Below are 15,373 nucleotides of genomic sequence, written 5' to 3' on the forward strand. Positions count from 1 at the left end.
GGCCGAATGGGTGGCGTCAGCAGGGTTAACGGAATCAAACGCGTGAGCGGAATGGCTTGGGAGAGTCGCGACGTGGAAAGCAATGAGCAGTTGCCCGGCCGTGAGGCGTTAAGCAGCGCCCGCCGGGTGGTGGTTAAAATTGGTAGCGCGCTGCTCACCAACGATGGCCGAGGCTTGGATGAGCCGGCCATTGGTGGCTGGGTCGACCAGATTGCCACGCTGCATCAGCAGGGCAAAGAAGTTGTGCTGGTATCCTCGGGTGCCGTAGCGGCGGGCATGGTGCGCCTGGGGTGGCAGGCTCGCCCCAGTGCCGTTCATGAGCTTCAGGCTGCTGCGGCGGTAGGCCAAAACGGTCTCACCCAGTGCTACGAGCAGCATTTTGCTCGCCACGGTATGTTAACGGCCCAGATTCTGCTCACCCACGATGACCTTTCCAACCGCAAGCGCTATCTCAACGCGTTGTCAGCGCTGCGTACCTTAGTTGAGATGCGTGTGGTGCCGGTAATCAACGAAAACGATACCGTGGTCACCGATGAGATTCGCTTTGGCGATAACGATACGCTTGGCGCGCTGGTAGCCAATCTGTTAGAAGCCGATGCACTGCTGCTGCTCACCGATCAGGAGGGGCTATTTGACGCCGACCCTCGCCACGACCCCAATGCCAAAATGATTGCTGAAGGCCGTGCCGACGACCCGCGCTTAGCCGCTGTTGCTGGTAGTGGAGGCGCCTTGGGCCGCGGCGGCATGAGCACCAAAATACGTGCTGCGCAATTGGCTGCCCGTTCCGGTGCGGTCACGGTGATTGCCAGTGGCCGCCAGCCGGACGTTATTTCCCGCATCATGGCTGGCGAGGCGCTGGGCACTCTGTTGCGCCCAGCTCAAGCGCCCATCGCTGCTCGCAAGCGCTGGCTGGCAGGTCAGTTGCAGGTGCGTGGCACCTTGGTGCTGGATGCTGGGGCTGTCAATGTACTGCGTGGCAAAGGCTCTAGCCTGTTGGCGGTGGGTGTACGTGAAGTGCAGGGCAGCTTTAAGCGTGGTGATATGGTGCTGTGCGTGGATGAGCAGGGCGCACGCGTGGCCAAAGGATTGGTGAACTACGGCGCTGATGAAGCCCGTCAGTTAGCGGGCCAGCCGAGCCACCAGATTGAAGCAATTCTGGGTTACGTGGAGGCTCACGAGCTGATCCATCGCGATAACTTGGTGGTTGTTTAACGAGCTGGTTGTTTAACGAGCTGGTTGTTTAATCGCGAGTACGGGGCGGTAGCGGTACTTGGCGTGGCCAGTCATCAGGCACGATGACTAGCCGCTCAAACGGCTTTTCCTCAGTTAATGCTTTTGCCTGAGGGTCGTATAGCACTACTTGCTGCGGCCCGTAGCGATGGATGAGGGGCGTCACGTCTGCCATATGTTTCTTGGCAGAGTAGAACCTAGCCAATGGTGGCGGTGCTAGCCAGTGAGGCTTCTCTAGCCATGCCATTTTCAGTGTCTCGCTTCGCTGGGCTGCGAATTGCGGCCAATCCCTTAAATAACACCACTTACCACGTCGATGATCGACCGTTGCACCGCTGGGCGGCGGTAACGTTGCGTGCCAGGGATAAAACAGTACGCCGGGCATCGCTAGGCGCTGCGTCAGTGGATGATGGAGTGGTGGGGTGGGGCCTATATCTCTGGGCGCTAGCCAATGGGCGATAATCGCTTGCGCGGTGGCAGTGCGCGAAATTGGCAACTGATGATGGCGAAGATGGCTACATTTCAGCGCCAGGCTATCCAGCCCGCCAGGGCCAATCCAGCGGCTTTGACAGGTGGCATCGCCAGGCCCTTCTGGTAGGCCAAGATAGAACTTTATCGCCACTTCCAAATGGATGGGGTTGGGGTTGTCCCGTGTTCGATAGAGCATATCCAGTTCGCCCAGGGTATTGCGCCGCTGGGTAATGCGCAGGTTCTTGGCGAGCAGTCGTGTGTTAGGCGCGTTATCTAACATCAGGTGCCACAGCCGCTCATGGTAGTGCCCCATGCGTGTCGCCAGTTGGCCATCTAGCGCACCCACTAGTGACGAAAGATTCGCCAACCAGTCATCAATTGAATCTACTAGGCCAAGCTCCTGGCGTGTTGGCCTGCCTGGATAGGTAATAGGTCCCGGTAGCTCAATCAAATCAGGCGTGGCGAGCAACCAGGCAAGATCACGCAATACCGCGTTTTCTAAGCGGTCGCTTACGCCTTCTGCGGTGGCGGGTAGCGTCAAAGGCATCTCCCAGAAGTACACAGTCAATGACTATTGATGATGCGTACCACATTACAGCGCGTTGCTGGCAATGTCCCACTGGCTAATTAAAAAAGTAACTTACGGCGCTTATTTGTCGTATCAAACATTATGAGCTGCCAACAAAAGCGGGCCTAAGTGGCCCGCATAATGGTTTGCGTTAGTTAATGCTGGATTGTGCTATCCAGTTAATCGCGGTCAATTTCGCTTACTTGAAAGGAGCCTTGGCGTAGGCTGATTTCTATTTCACGGCCATTTTCATCGCGACCTTCAACATCGATCATGCCGCTTTTATCAATGTCGATATCTTCAAATTCGACCATGCCCTCTTGGCTTGCTACCTCGAGCGCTTGGCGAATGTCATCTTCACTCATGCCCCAGGCACCGGTAATTAAACGCTCACGCTCTTCTTGCAGTGTTTCGCCACTATCGATGGAAAATTCAATGTCAGCGTACCATTCGTCATCAAGCCAGCCTTCAACCTCGGCACGGCCACGGCTCTTAATACTGATCTCTTCGTAATGGGTGAACCCATAGTCAATGGCATGGGTTAGCACACTATCAATCTGATCAACCGGCAATGTATCCGCTTGCACGCTACCTGCAGCCGCAGTGAACAGCAGTGCAGAGGTCGGGATCAGCAATATTTTTTTCATAGCGTTCATATCAAATTCCTTCTTGGTTTGTTGAATGACGTCGTCTGTTGAATGAGACAGCATTCGTCATAAGGCAAAACAGTTATAACACCGCGGTTCTTTCCGTAAGCTGACAAAGCCATTCATCTAACGTTCATGTTGCTTTTGGCATTCTAGTACGATGAAAAAGATGCCCCTCACGCTCACCCTTTCACGTTATTGGCAGCGCCTGCCACGCATGCGCTTGCGCAAAGCGCTGCCTGTGAACGTCGTTGTCACGGTGTTTGCCATTGCGCTGGCCGGTAGTGCCATTGGTGATCAACACTGGGAAGCGTTGCACAGTGAAGTGCAGCGAGGCGACGTCGTGCCCTTAGAGTCCATTCTGGACTGGCTTGAGGCTAATTATATCGGCGAGGTAATAGAAGTAGAGATCGAGCGTGAGGATGGCCATGTAGAGTATGAGATCAAACTGCTGGGCGCTCAGAATCAAGTGGTTGAGTTTGAGTTTGATGGCCATAGTGGACAGTTAATGAAAATAGAAGGTGTGCGTATTAACGAGATGCGCCGCCAATAAGGTAGCTATTCATGAAGTGTTTACTGGTAGAGGACGACCAGGCGCTCGCCCGTGAGCTTATTCAAGCGCTACGGGAGGGTGATTGGCTGGTAGAGCATGCGGAAAATGGCCAGGAAGCAGATTTTCTAGTGCGCACGGAAGCCTATGACACGGTCATCCTTGATGTGGGGCTACCCGATGGTGAAGGCACGCGCTGGCTCTCTGCGTGGCGTGAAGACGGCATTGATCTGCCAGTACTGATTTTGACGGCGCGCGAGCGCTGGGCTGATAAAGCGGCAGGTTTTACCGCAGGGGCCGATGACTATGTGACGAAACCCTTCGAACCTGCCGAGGTCATGTTTCGGCTGCGTGCCCTGGTGCGTCGTAGTCATGGCCATGCCCATCCCGTGCTAAAAGTGGGTGAGCTACGCCTGGATACCCATACCCAGCATGTCACGCTGGCGGGCAGGCCGGTTAGCATAACCGCCCAGGAAACGCGCCTACTCAGCTACTTAATGCATGCTGCCCCGCGCGTGGTTAGCCGCAGTGAGCTCTCTGAACATGTCTATGACCGTGATCATGAGCCCGACTCCAACGTGATTGATGTTCAAGTGAGCCGGTTGCGGCGTAAATTAGGCGCATGGCGGATTGCCACGCTGCGTGGTCAGGGGTATCGCTTACTCGCTGAAGAGCCTTCCGGCGCATGAAGCCAGCTATTACCCGTTGGGCTCAGCGTTGGTCGACCCGTTCGATTACGTTGCGTCTTCTACTGGCGGCACTGTTAATGGTGTTGCTAGCGTTGCCTATGGCGGGTTGGCTGCTCACTCACCATTATCGTACGTCAGCAATTCATGCCTTTGATGAACGCTTGGAGACAACGCTGAACGTGATCATTGCGGGGGTTACCTTTGACCCGATTGCCCAGCAGATAAGTTACGATCGATCACTGGGCGACCCGCGTTTTGAACAGGTTTATTCCGGCTGGTATTGGCAAATTACCGACCATGACCAGCTTTCGGCAACGTCGCGCTCGCTGTGGGATCAGCGCCTACCGGTTGTCGATAATACAAACCTATCGGCTCGCACATGGAACGGCCCGCGAGGCCAGCAGTTGCGAATTGTCGAGCGAGATATTTACCTTGCCCCGTTGGAAACCCCGCTGCATGTTAGCATTGCCGCCCGTGATGATGCGTTGCGAGAAGATATTCGACAATTTCAACAAGCTTTATGGCTGGGGCTGGTGGGCCTGGGTGCGCTGCTGTTAGGTGTACTAGCGCTGCAGGTACGCTGGGGGTTGGCACCACTGCGACGCATGAATGCTAATCTCCGGGACGTCGAGCAAGGGCAGGCTGAGCAGCTCGACACCCACCTGCCGGATGAGCTGGCGATGCTAGCGGAGTCAATGAATGCCGTACTTATTCGTGACCAGCGTTTGATTGAGCGAAGCCGCCATACCGCAGGTAACCTTGCCCATGCGTTAAAAACCCCGCTAAGCGTTATGCGATTGCTGGTTAAGCAATTGCCCAGTGAAAGCCGCGCTCATTGGGAGGTTGAGCTTTCGCGCATCGACAATGCGGTGCGTCACCACTTAGCGCGGGCATCGGCTGCTGGCGAGGGGGCGCGTTTCGCCCCAATTGCCGTTCAGGATACGTTGGCGGCGCTGATTACTGGGCTTACACGTCTTGCGCAGCGCCGTCATATTCGCCTGCAGCAACACATAGACAGCAGTGCGCGCGTCCATATGGATGGGCAGGATCTTCAGGAAATCGTCGGTAACCTGTTGGACAACGCACTTCGCTGGGCGGCAAGCGATGTGAGCATTCGTTTGCAAACCGATGGCCAACGGCTGTCGCTACGAGTGAGCGATGATGGCCCCGGTATGTCCGCACAGGAGTGCCAAGCCGCTGTGCAGCGCGGCAAACGTCTCGATGAGCAACGTTCTGGTAGTGGACTTGGGCTGGCCATCGTGACGGATCTTGTCGCGCTGTATCAAGGGCAAATGCATCTGCAACGTGCCCAGGCGGGTGGATTAGAGGTGGTTGTTGAATTACCTGTGGTTGCTCGGTAGCTACTATGCATGACCTAACCAAGAGACAATGACATGACGCAAATCGCCAAGACATTGCCGGACGTACTGGTGGGGCCACTGCTGCGTCGCCTTTCGCCTTCGCGGCTAGTGCTGTGGCTAGTCGCGACCCGGCCGCTAACCATGCAACTGGTGCTTTACCCTGAGCAAGTGGGTGTCCAGACGCACCCATTGGATAAGTCGCATCAATGCGTGGCGATTGGCCAGCACGCCTATATTCATTTTATTGACCTGAGCTTGCCGACCGCACTGCCCACCGATGAGCGAATTGCCTACGATCTGCAGGTACAGGGTACCCAAGGCGAATGGCAACGCCTGCCGGATTGGGCGCCCTGGTTATGTCATGAGGGCGAAGCGTATCCAGGCTTTGTGCTGGCCTCTCGGCATCACCGGTTGATGCACGGTTCGTGCCGTAAACCCCATCACAACAGCGCCGATGGTTTGGTACGGGCAGATACCTGGTTAGCCGAACGCCAATCAACCCCTAAAGAGTGGCCAGCTTGGCTGCTGATGACCGGTGACCAAGTCTATGTTGACGATGTTGCTGGCCCGATGCTGCGTGCGGTACACGCACTGATTGAGCGTTTGGGATTGGTAGATGAGCAGTTGGAAGGAGCCACGGTAGATGACAGTCAAGCGCTTTACGCCGCCCCCGAAAGCTATTATCACCGTGAAGCGCTGTTGCCGGATGTGACCAGTAACGCTGCGCTGCGTGAGCGTTTCTTTGGCGGCGTTAAAAAGCCTGTGTTTACCTCCGCAAATGCGCAAAACCACTTAGTGACACTGGCAGAAATGCTCGCCATGTACTGCCTGGTATGGTCTCCAACGCCCTGGCAACTCATTGCTGTTGGACCGCCAGCGTTGGGTGACAAAGAAACGGACGCCTATCAGCAAGAGCAGATGGTGATTGACGACTTTGTTGCCGGGCTGCCCCAGTGCGCACGGCTAATGGCCCACGTTCCCAGCCTGATGATCTTTGATGATCACGATGTCACCGATGACTGGAACTTGACCGCTGACTGGGAGCGCTGTGCCTACGGCCATCCGTTTTCCAAGCGTATTATCGGCAATGCGTTAGTGGCTTATTTATTGTGTCAGGGATGGGGCAATGCACCGGATAAGCTTAATCCGCTGTTGCTTCAAGCCTCGACACTATTTGAAGAGGATAGCTCGCTTAACGCGAGCGCCCAGGATAATTTCATCGAGCGGTTACTGCGCTTTCAGGGCTGGGAGTACCAGGTGCCTGGCACACCTGCCCTAATCGTGCTGGATACGCGCACCCGCCGTTGGCGTAGCGAGCGTAACCCTAACCGTCCTTCGGGTTTAATGGACTGGGAGGCGCTGATGGAAATGCAGCAAGCGTTACTGGGGACTAAAAGCGCCGTTATCGTTTCCCCAGCCCCGATGTTTGGGGTCAAGCTGATAGAGATCATTCAAAAGCTGTTTACCTTGGCGGGCAAGCCGTTGGTGGTGGACGCTGAAAACTGGATGGCGCATCGCGGGGCTGCCAATGTACTACTGCATATTTGGCGGCACTCAAAAACGCCGGGTAACTACGTGATTTTATCTGGTGACGTCCACTATTCATTTGCCTACGATATTGTTGTACGTCGTCAAAAGCAGGCACCGCATCTTTGGCAAATTACCTCCAGTGGGATCAAAAATACGTTTCCCCAACAGCTGTTGAACACGTTTGACCGATTGAACCGTTGGCTCTATGCGCCGTTATCGCCGCTCAACTGGTTCACCAAGCGCCGCAAGCTAAGTATTCACCCCCGCGACCCAGACCGGGCTAGCGCCGGAGAGCGGCTATGGAATGCCAGTGGGATTGGGTTGGTAAGCCTGGATGAACAGGGCCACCCAACGGATATTCGCCAGCTAGACGTCGATGGAGGTGATGTGGTGTTTCCACCGTCAGAACTCCCGCGCTCTTAGTCCGCTGCTGTTGGTCGTAGTGTCATACAAACGACATGGAAATGTCGCACGATTGCTGTCCGAATGCTTTCCTGATGGCTCTTTAAAATCAGCTGGAGCTATAACAATCAAAGGAACAGGCGACGTTTGATAGGGCAGCAGGTATATGACCGCACAAGAAGCACAGTGGTTGAACCAGATTATTGCAGCAGAAGAGCTGCATGTGTTGTTTCAGCCCATTGTGAATGCCAATCAACAGGCTATTTATGGCTATGAAGCCCTTATTCGTGGCCCGAAAACATCGCCGCTACACTCGCCGTTACGCCTGTTTGAGGTGGCGACTCAGGCAGGATTGTTAGTCGAACTGGATTTACTGTGTCGACGGTTAGCGATTCAGCGTTTTGCAGAACTTGAACTGCCTGGATTGCTGTTTCTGAACGTGATGCCGCTGACGATTGTTGAGCGTGACTTCCGTGAAGGCTTAACGCTGAGTTTCATCCAAGAGAGCGGCCTGCCCCCAGAGCGGGTAGTCATCGAGCTGACTGAGCATGTGCCTATTCATGATTACGAGCTGATGCGTCAAGCAGTAGCCCACTATCGCGACATGGGCTTTCAAGTAGCGTTGGATGACTTAGGGGCTGGCCATTCCAGTTTGCGCCATTGGTCTGAACTACGTCCTGATTTCGTCAAACTAGACCGCCACTTTATTTCTGGCATTGATCAAGAGCCTGCCAAGCGTGAGTTCTTACGCTCGATTCTCGATGTAGCGCGCAGCTTAGACTGCCAACTAATTGCTGAGGGAGTTGAGACTGCCGCTGAGCACCTTTGTCTATGGGAATTAGACCGAGGGTTGGCGTTGCTTCAGGGGTTTTACTTTGCACGACCCAGTCTTCAGCCGCCCTTGCAGCTGCACATGCTGCTGCCTGCCACGACGCAGCTAAAAGGCCCTGCGGGGCGCACCGCCCACTCTATTTTACGCGCGATAAGTGCTGTGTCGCCGGCGTGCTCCGTACCAGAGCTTGCCGAGCGATTTCGTGATGTTACAACCCTACGCTGTGTGGCGGTGGTAGAAGATGGCGTGCCAATAGCCGTGGTGCGTCGCAATGCGTTTTTAACGCTATTTACCAACCCCTATAGCCACGCGTTGTATGCAAAGCGTCAGGTGTTAGAGATTGCGGACCCTAAAATGCTAGTGGCCGACGCAGATTTGTCTCTTGAGGCGCTTAGCCAGCAGCTAACCGATAGCCGCGATATCGAGCAGGAAGATTTCGTTATTGTGGATAGTCGCGGTTGCTATCTGGGAATGGGGACTATTGTGGACCTATTGCGCGAAATTACCGCCATTCAGGTGCGTCAGGCCCGTCATGCCAATCCGCTTACCGGATTGCCGGGTAATATTCTGATAAACGAAACGTTGGTCACTTATCTCGATCAGCGCGAAGGGTTTGCGGCCGCCTACGTTGATTTAGATAATTTCAAAGCATTTAACGATGCTTATGGCTATGCCCGTGGCGATCACGTGATTATTTCCTTGTCACGTCTGCTTCAGGCGCAGGTAGAGAGCGCTGGCGGGTTTATCGGTCATATTGGTGGTGATGACTTTATGATGCTGCTTCCCTTAGAGCAGTGGGAGGGCGTTTGCCAGCAAATATTGCACTCTTTTGAAGTGATGGCGCCCGGGTTTTATGAAGAGGCAGACCGTCAGCAAGGGGGAATCCATATAGAAAACCGCCAGGGTGCGGTGATGTTTATTCCTTTTGTAAGTGTTTCTATTGCTGTTAAGCCGGTCACTGATACCACTAGCTGCAAGGCGCTAGACATTGCCGCGCAACTTTCCGAGTTAAAGCACCAAGCAAAAAAAATAGTGGGTAACAGTTTATTCGTAGAGCGCCGAGGATGCTGTGTGGTGCCAACGTGGAGTAGGTAGCACAGAGTTTTTACTCACTTAACTGTCACTGAGGGGTCATGACCTTGTCATTTTAATGTCCCTTCGCTGTCATGATTGGGCACCACCATAGCGGCATTGTTAAATAACCCGTTCAGGTGATGTATGCAACCTCTCTGTCTGTCTCAATCGTTTTCTCGTACGTTGATTAGCGCTGCTGTGGTTAGTGCGTTTTCGCTAGCAGCCGTTAGTGCCTCCGCTGACCTCTCTTCGCGCTATGTTGATAATGACGGTGACATGGTTGCTGACGTACCCAGCGATGAGTCTCAGTGGGTCGACCCGGATACTTTAGTCTTTGCCTACACGCCGGTCGAAGACCCCGCTGTATACGCTGATGTTTGGGCGGATTTTCTCGAACACTTAAGCGATGCCACCGGCAAGCGTGTGCAGTTCTTCCCGGTTCAGTCCAACGCGGCTCAGCAGGAAGCACTGCGCGCAGGTCGCCTGCACGTGGCTGGTTTTAATACGGGCGGTGTACCTGTTGCCGTTAACTGCGGCGGCTTCCGTCCCTTTGCCATGATGGCTGCTGAAGACGGTAGCTTTGGCTATGAGATGGAGATCATCACTTATCCCGGCAGCGGCATTGAGTCGGTTGAAGACTTGGCAGGCAGCCAGCTGGCATTTACCTCTGAAACGTCTAACTCTGGCTTCCGCGCGCCTTCTGCGCTGCTGCGTTCCGAGTACGGTCTAGAGGCTGGTGAGGATTTCGAAACTGCGTTCTCCGGCTCTCATGACAACTCCATTTTAGGGGTGGTAAACAAAGACTACGAAGCTGCTGCCATTGCTAACTCTGTTGGCGCGCGGATGATTTCTCGTGGCGTTGTCAACGAAGGTGATTACGAGATTATCTACACCTCCGAAACGTTCCCCACCACCGCCTATGGGCTGGCCAATAACTTGAACCCTGAGCTGGCCGAGAAAATTCAGGATGCTTTCTTCAGCTACGACTGGGAAGGCACGGCTCTTGAGACTGAGTTTGCCAATTCCGGTGAAGCGCAGTTTATCCCGATTACTTATCAGGAAAACTGGTCGGTCATTCGCACCATTGCCGATGCTAATGGCGTGACCTACGACTGCGATTAACACGTTAGTCGTTCTGAAACCCTATCGGCCAGGAAGGCAACTTTCTGGCCGAATTGCTATGTACCTGACTACTCGTAAATGGGGCACTCTCATGTTGACTCTTACCGGCGTTGGCAAACGTTACCCTACTGGGGATCGTGCGTTAACCGATATACAACTGACGCTACCTAAGGGCCAAGTGATGGCGCTGATCGGGCCATCCGGTGCAGGGAAAAGCACGCTGATTCGTTGTGTTAACCGTTTGGTAGAGCCCACTCAAGGCAGTATTCGCTTGGAAGATGTAGAGCTGACCAAACTATCAGGTAACCAGCTACGCCATGCACGCCGCTCCATGGGGATGATTTTTCAGGAGTATGCACTGGTTGACCGTTTAACCGTGATGGAGAACGTGCTGTCTGGCCAGCTAGGTTATGTAGGTTTCTGGCGTAGCTTCTTACGCCGCTACCCACAGGAAGCCGTGGCCGAAGCCTTTCGCTTGCTGGAACGGGTTGGCTTACCCCACGCTATTGATAAGCGCGCCGATGCGCTTTCCGGTGGCCAGCGCCAGCGGGTCGGTATTGCCCGCGCGCTGTTACAAAGCCCAAAGCTACTGCTGGTTGATGAACCCACCGCCAGTCTCGACCCGAAAACATCGCGCCAGATCATGCGCCTGATCCGTGAACTATGCGCCGAGCGAGAGTTGGCCGCGATTATCAACATTCACGACGTCGCGCTGGCTAAGCAGTTTGCTGACCGTATTGTCGGGTTGCGGGCTGGGGAAATCGTCTTTGACGGGCAGCCTAGCGAGCTTACCAGTGAGATTCTCACGACTATCTATGGTGAAGAGGATTGGGATACCACCCCAGAACACTCCGACGATGATGAAACTGAACAGAATACGAAAGAGAGCGAAGCACATCGGCTTCATACTGGTTGCGAGCTGTCCCGGTTAGAAAGACTAGCGAGTGGGGGCGCGCGATGAGCAGCACCAATTCACTGGCGCGCCAACAGGCTGCGCGTGAGGGGCACTGGCGGCGCTTACCACTGATTGATAACCCGCGTGTGCGTTGGGGGCTGGTGCTAGGCGCGATGGTTTATCTGGTACTCGCACTTGCCTCTGTGGAAGTTAACTGGGCACGTGTGGCGGAAGGGGCCGGACGCGCACTCAATTTTCTGGGTGCGTTTTTGCAGCCGGACTTCGTGAGCCGCCAGAGCGACATTATCGCTGGCCTGCTGGAAAGTCTGACCATGACGTTAACCTCTACAGTGATTGGCGTGTTATTGGCCATTCCCGTGGGGCTGGGGGCGGCGCGTAATATCTCGCCATTACCTATTTATGCCGTATGCCGCGCGATTATTGCCGTTTCGCGCACCTTTCAGGAAATTATTATCGCCATTCTGTTTGTGGTGATGTTCGGCTTCGGGCCGTTTGCGGGCATGTTGACCCTGGCGTTTGCCACGATTGGTTTTATGGCCAAGCTGCTGGCAGAGGATATTGAAGACCTCGACTGGCGACAGGTAGAGGCCGTACGCGCCACCGGGGCGAGCTGGTGGCAAACCATGAATCATGCCATTCAACCTCAGGTGATGCCGCGCTTAATTGGTCTCTCGATGTATCGATTGGATATCAACTTCCGCGAGTCGTCAGTGATTGGCATTGTCGGCGCTGGCGGTATCGGTGCCACCCTGAATACCTCGTTGAGCCGCTACGAGTACGGCACATCTGCTGCCATCCTGCTGATTATCATCGCTATTGTACTGATGAGTGAGTATGCCTCCAGCTATGTTCGCCGCTGGACACAGTAACGGCGCGCCACTTGTCATAAGAGGAAACGATATGCCTGTTTCAACATCTCCCCAAGGGGCACCGCTTTGGCAGCGGCGCACTACCCGTGCCCAGTGGCTGCAATTCGCTGCCTGGCTTCTAGGCATCAGCCTGTTTCTACTATGTTGGAAAGTGATTTCTGATAACACCATGTGGGTGTTTGTTGAAGATGCTGGCCGCCAGGGCAGCGACTTAATCAGCCGTATGATGCCGCCGCGTTGGGAGTATGCCAATGTGCTGTGGAAGCCCATGTGGGATACCTTGAACATTGCCACGTTAGGGACGGCGCTAGGCATTGTCATGGCCTTTCCCGTGGCGTTTTTAGCGGCACGCAATACCACGCCGCACCCACTGATACGCAGCTTGGCGCTCACTATTATTGTTTCGTCGCGCTCTATCAACTCGCTGATTTGGGCCATGCTGTTGGTCACCATTCTTGGCCCTGGCGTCTTGGCGGGTATTATCGCCATTGCGCTGCGCTCCATTGGCTTTGTGGGCAAGCTGCTTTATGAAGCCATTGAAGAGATCCATCCAACCCCCGTTGAAGCGATTAGTGCCACCGGCGCCAGCCGCCTACAGGTGATGAACTACGCTGTGTTGCCTCAGGTAATGCCTGCCTTTGCAGGTATTAGCGTGTATCGCTGGGATATTAATATTCGTGAGTCTACCGTGCTGGGTTTGGTGGGGGCTGGTGGTATTGGCTTGCAGCTCAATGCCTCAATTAACAGCCTTGCCTGGAACCAAGTTAGCGTCATCTTTGTGATGATTTTTGCCACGGTGCTGGTATCCGAGTGGGTCTCCGCCCGTGTGCGCCACGCGATCATTTAGTTAGCCTGTTGAGGAACAGAAACCATGCGTTTTCCTAATGCAGACATCACCACCATCGATATTATGCGCCATGGAGAGCCAGTCGGCGGGCGCATGCTACGTGGCAGCACCGACCACCCACTGAGTGAAACGGGCTGGAAGCAAGTGAGTGATGCCGTCATGCGCCACACGGTAGAGGGCAAGCCACCTTACGATGCGATTGTCAGTTCGCCATTGCTACGTTGCCGCGAATTTGCGCTGTGGCTAGGCGAGGAGTTTGATGTGCCTGTACAAGTTGATGACGACTTGGCGGAACTTCACCTGGGACGCTGGGAAGGCAAAACGCATGCCCAGGTATTTGCCGATGAGGGCAGCGAGCCGATGAGCGCATTTTGGTTTAATCCCTGCCAAGCCGCTCCCCCAGAAGGAGAAACGTTGGCAGCGCTGGATGCTCGGGTTAGTGAGTCCTGGCAGCGGCTGTTGGCTAATCCGCCCGGTAAGCACGTGTTGGTGGTTGCACATCTGTTTGTTTGCAATGCGCTGCTGCGCCAAGTGCTGGGGCAGCCGCTTGGTAACGGCTTAGTGATGGACTTACCCTATGCTGCGATGAGCCGCCTGCGCCATGAGCGCCATGCGTTAGGCGAAACCACCTTTGTAGAGTGGATAGGGCGTTAGTCATAGGGCGTTAGTCATAGTGCGTTAGTAATAGCCACCTACGAATCAGTAGCGGGTAAGCTGCGCATAGGCCATGATATAAGCATTGCTAACGTGCTGAGCCGGAGCGATGTATGCCATTTATCCGTCTGTCCCCACTGTTAACGCTATTCACGCTGCTGCTATTAGCTGGGTGTGCCAGCAAAGAGATAACTACCGTTCCCGCCTCAAGTGTTCAAGCGGGCATTTCAATGGAACGCGCGTTGATTCTCTCTCATGCCCAGCAAGCGATTGGCACACCGTATCGCTTTGGTGGCAATACTCCGGAGGGGCTGGATTGTTCGGGGCTTGTGGAAATGACTTATCGCGCTGCGGGCATCCGCGTGCCCCGCACTGCTGATGATCAGTTCCGCGCGCTGCCTTCGGTTGATGCGCCACGTCCAGGTGATTTACTGTTTTTTGGAGATGGCGCCAAAGCCACACACGTAGGCATTTATGGTGGGAACCGGCAAATGATCCACGCACCTGGTAGCGGTCGAGCCGTGGTCAGCGTGCCACTGGATGTCGATTACTGGAATCAGCGTTTTTTAGGGGCTGCTTCACCAGCACCCTAAGCGACATTAATAGGATGAGTAATTGCAATCTAATGTGGGAAAGCCAACGGCTCAGGCTGCCTGCTCATCAGGCATTGTTGTCACTTCTTCTGTAGTAGCTTCCCCAGCGCTGCGTGCAGCATTCATTTCGCTCTGCTCGCGAGCGGCTTCCAGTTTGGCTTCCAATAAATATTGTCTTGCCTGAGCCGCCACCTGTATATCTTTAGAAGAGGGTTCTGCCGGCGCCAACGCTGCCGCGATGACCGTTTGCATCTTTTCAATCGTCGCCGTGGGGTTGCCTGGCACGGGGCCGTAATCAATCGGTACTTCACCCGCAACTGCATAGCGTTTACCGTCTGGCCCAACTTCGTACTCATAGCTGGCACCGCCGGTATAGGGGCCGCCCACCGTCTGGTGGGCCATTTCATGCTGGCGGACTTCTCGATCAGTTTGCTTAAGCTGCTCTAAGTACTGAATCTCTTCAGGTGCTAGCGGCGTACCGTCAGGGCGCGTAGGACCGGTCGTTTCGCGACTGGCGGATGAGTCCGTCTCTTCACTTGCTTGTGCAGTCTCAGAGGCGTGAGCTTTCTGTTCCTCCGACGGCATCCGATTAGCCTGTGTACTGCTTACCTTAGGCTGCGGTAACGCATATGAAGAAACAAAGGGGGTTAGGGTAGAAAGATCCATAAGCAATTACCGAAGGATAAGCTGTTTGCGTTAGCATAGAGCATCTATGAAGGAATCGCAGCACGTAATCGTCGTGCCTAAAACGACCGCTTAGCTATTGTTTGGTTAATCATTCGCATGCCCATAATTGATGTTGTTATTCATCTGTCAAAAAGTGAGTGCCTAGCGCATTACGAAGGGCGCTACTCGAACGTGCGAACGCGCAGCGTCGATGGCCGCTGGGTCATTTTTCCTGCTGAAGCGCTGCGCCGAGTAGTTGGACAAGAGGGAGTTCATGGCGTTTATCGATTGGAATTTTCTGACCAGGGGCGTTTTATCAACATTCAACCTCTCTCAAAGAGTTGACTCGGCA

General features: G+C 54.5%; 16 protein-coding genes. 13 read left to right on the forward strand and 3 right to left on the reverse strand.

What is annotated here, in order from left to right:
* The first annotated feature begins 51 nt into the window (after positions 1–51).
* Positions 52–1,212, forward strand: coding sequence for a glutamate 5-kinase (gene proB / locus ACN06F_RS01375; protein WP_231658234.1), 1,161 nt, complete (start codon positions 52–54; stop codon positions 1,210–1,212).
* A gap of 28 nt (positions 1,213–1,240) precedes the next feature.
* On the opposite strand, the gene ACN06F_RS01380 is transcribed toward proB, so the two are convergent.
* Entirely contained in the window at positions 1,241–2,242 is a 1,002-nt protein-coding gene (locus ACN06F_RS01380) for a DUF1853 family protein (RefSeq protein WP_433924538.1), read from the reverse strand.
* 206 nt (positions 2,243–2,448) lie between these two features.
* Complete coding sequence (locus tag ACN06F_RS01385; RefSeq protein ID WP_433924539.1) at positions 2,449–2,925, reverse strand: PepSY domain-containing protein; 477 nt, start codon at positions 2,923–2,925, stop codon at positions 2,449–2,451.
* A 208-nt stretch (positions 2,926–3,133) separates the two neighbouring features.
* Between ACN06F_RS01385 and ACN06F_RS01390 the strand changes: the two genes are divergently transcribed.
* From ACN06F_RS01390 to ACN06F_RS01440, 11 genes are all read left to right on the forward strand, one after another.
* Positions 3,134–3,469 carry a PepSY domain-containing protein gene (locus ACN06F_RS01390; RefSeq protein ID WP_433925100.1) on the forward strand — a complete coding sequence of 112 codons (336 nt, stop codon included), beginning with the start codon at positions 3,134–3,136 and terminating at the stop codon, positions 3,467–3,469.
* 11 nt (positions 3,470–3,480) lie between these two features.
* Positions 3,481–4,155, forward strand: a complete 675-nt coding sequence (locus ACN06F_RS01395) for a winged helix-turn-helix domain-containing protein (RefSeq protein WP_038480583.1) — start codon at positions 3,481–3,483, stop codon at positions 4,153–4,155.
* Complete coding sequence (locus ACN06F_RS01400; RefSeq protein WP_095604412.1) at positions 4,152–5,516, forward strand: sensor histidine kinase; 1,365 nt, start codon at positions 4,152–4,154, stop codon at positions 5,514–5,516. The genes ACN06F_RS01395 and ACN06F_RS01400 overlap by 4 nt, the downstream gene beginning before the upstream one ends.
* A gap of 33 nt (positions 5,517–5,549) precedes the next feature.
* Positions 5,550–7,469, forward strand: a complete 1,920-nt coding sequence (locus ACN06F_RS01405; protein WP_038480589.1) for an alkaline phosphatase D family protein — start codon at positions 5,550–5,552, stop codon at positions 7,467–7,469.
* Between the two features lie 145 nt (positions 7,470–7,614).
* On the forward strand, positions 7,615–9,375 hold the full coding sequence (locus tag ACN06F_RS01410; RefSeq protein WP_095604413.1) for a bifunctional diguanylate cyclase/phosphodiesterase: 1,761 nt from the start codon (positions 7,615–7,617) through the stop codon (positions 9,373–9,375).
* A gap of 123 nt (positions 9,376–9,498) precedes the next feature.
* Positions 9,499–10,476 carry a phosphate/phosphite/phosphonate ABC transporter substrate-binding protein gene (gene phnD / locus ACN06F_RS01415; protein ID WP_038480595.1) on the forward strand — a complete coding sequence of 326 codons (978 nt, stop codon included), beginning with the start codon at positions 9,499–9,501 and terminating at the stop codon, positions 10,474–10,476.
* Between the two features lie 91 nt (positions 10,477–10,567).
* Positions 10,568–11,437 (forward strand): phosphonate ABC transporter ATP-binding protein, encoded by an 870-nt coding sequence (gene phnC / locus ACN06F_RS01420; RefSeq protein WP_198349530.1) that lies wholly within the window; start codon positions 10,568–10,570, stop codon positions 11,435–11,437.
* Positions 11,434–12,261 (forward strand): phosphonate ABC transporter, permease protein PhnE, encoded by an 828-nt coding sequence (gene phnE, locus ACN06F_RS01425; protein WP_095604415.1) that lies wholly within the window; start codon positions 11,434–11,436, stop codon positions 12,259–12,261. Before phnC ends, phnE (ACN06F_RS01425) begins: the two co-directional genes overlap by 4 nt.
* A 31-nt stretch (positions 12,262–12,292) precedes the next feature.
* A complete protein-coding gene (gene phnE, locus ACN06F_RS01430) occupies positions 12,293–13,108 on the forward strand; it encodes a phosphonate ABC transporter, permease protein PhnE (RefSeq protein WP_253486437.1) in 816 nt (271 codons plus the stop codon).
* A gap of 24 nt (positions 13,109–13,132) precedes the next feature.
* The gene (locus ACN06F_RS01435; RefSeq protein WP_095604417.1) at positions 13,133–13,762 is read left to right on the forward strand and encodes a histidine phosphatase family protein; all 630 of its coding nucleotides are present in this window, start codon (positions 13,133–13,135) and stop codon (positions 13,760–13,762) included.
* A gap of 113 nt (positions 13,763–13,875) precedes the next feature.
* Complete coding sequence (locus ACN06F_RS01440; RefSeq protein WP_038480610.1) at positions 13,876–14,355, forward strand: C40 family peptidase; 480 nt, start codon at positions 13,876–13,878, stop codon at positions 14,353–14,355.
* Between the two features lie 51 nt (positions 14,356–14,406).
* Here the strand turns inward: ACN06F_RS01440 and ACN06F_RS01445 are convergent, their stop codons facing one another.
* Positions 14,407–14,940, reverse strand: coding sequence for a putative metalloprotease CJM1_0395 family protein (locus ACN06F_RS01445; protein WP_370687194.1), 534 nt, complete (start codon positions 14,938–14,940; stop codon positions 14,407–14,409).
* A gap of 198 nt (positions 14,941–15,138) precedes the next feature.
* Here ACN06F_RS01445 and ACN06F_RS01450 point away from each other — a divergent pair, with 198 nt between their 5' ends.
* Entirely contained in the window at positions 15,139–15,366 is a 228-nt protein-coding gene (locus tag ACN06F_RS01450) for a DUF2835 family protein (RefSeq protein ID WP_084183648.1), read from the forward strand.
* Positions 15,367–15,373 lie beyond the last annotated feature (7 nt).

This window comes from Vreelandella sp. 21, from assembly GCF_050995515.1.
GTDB lineage: Bacteria > Pseudomonadota > Gammaproteobacteria > Pseudomonadales > Halomonadaceae > Vreelandella > Vreelandella alkaliphila.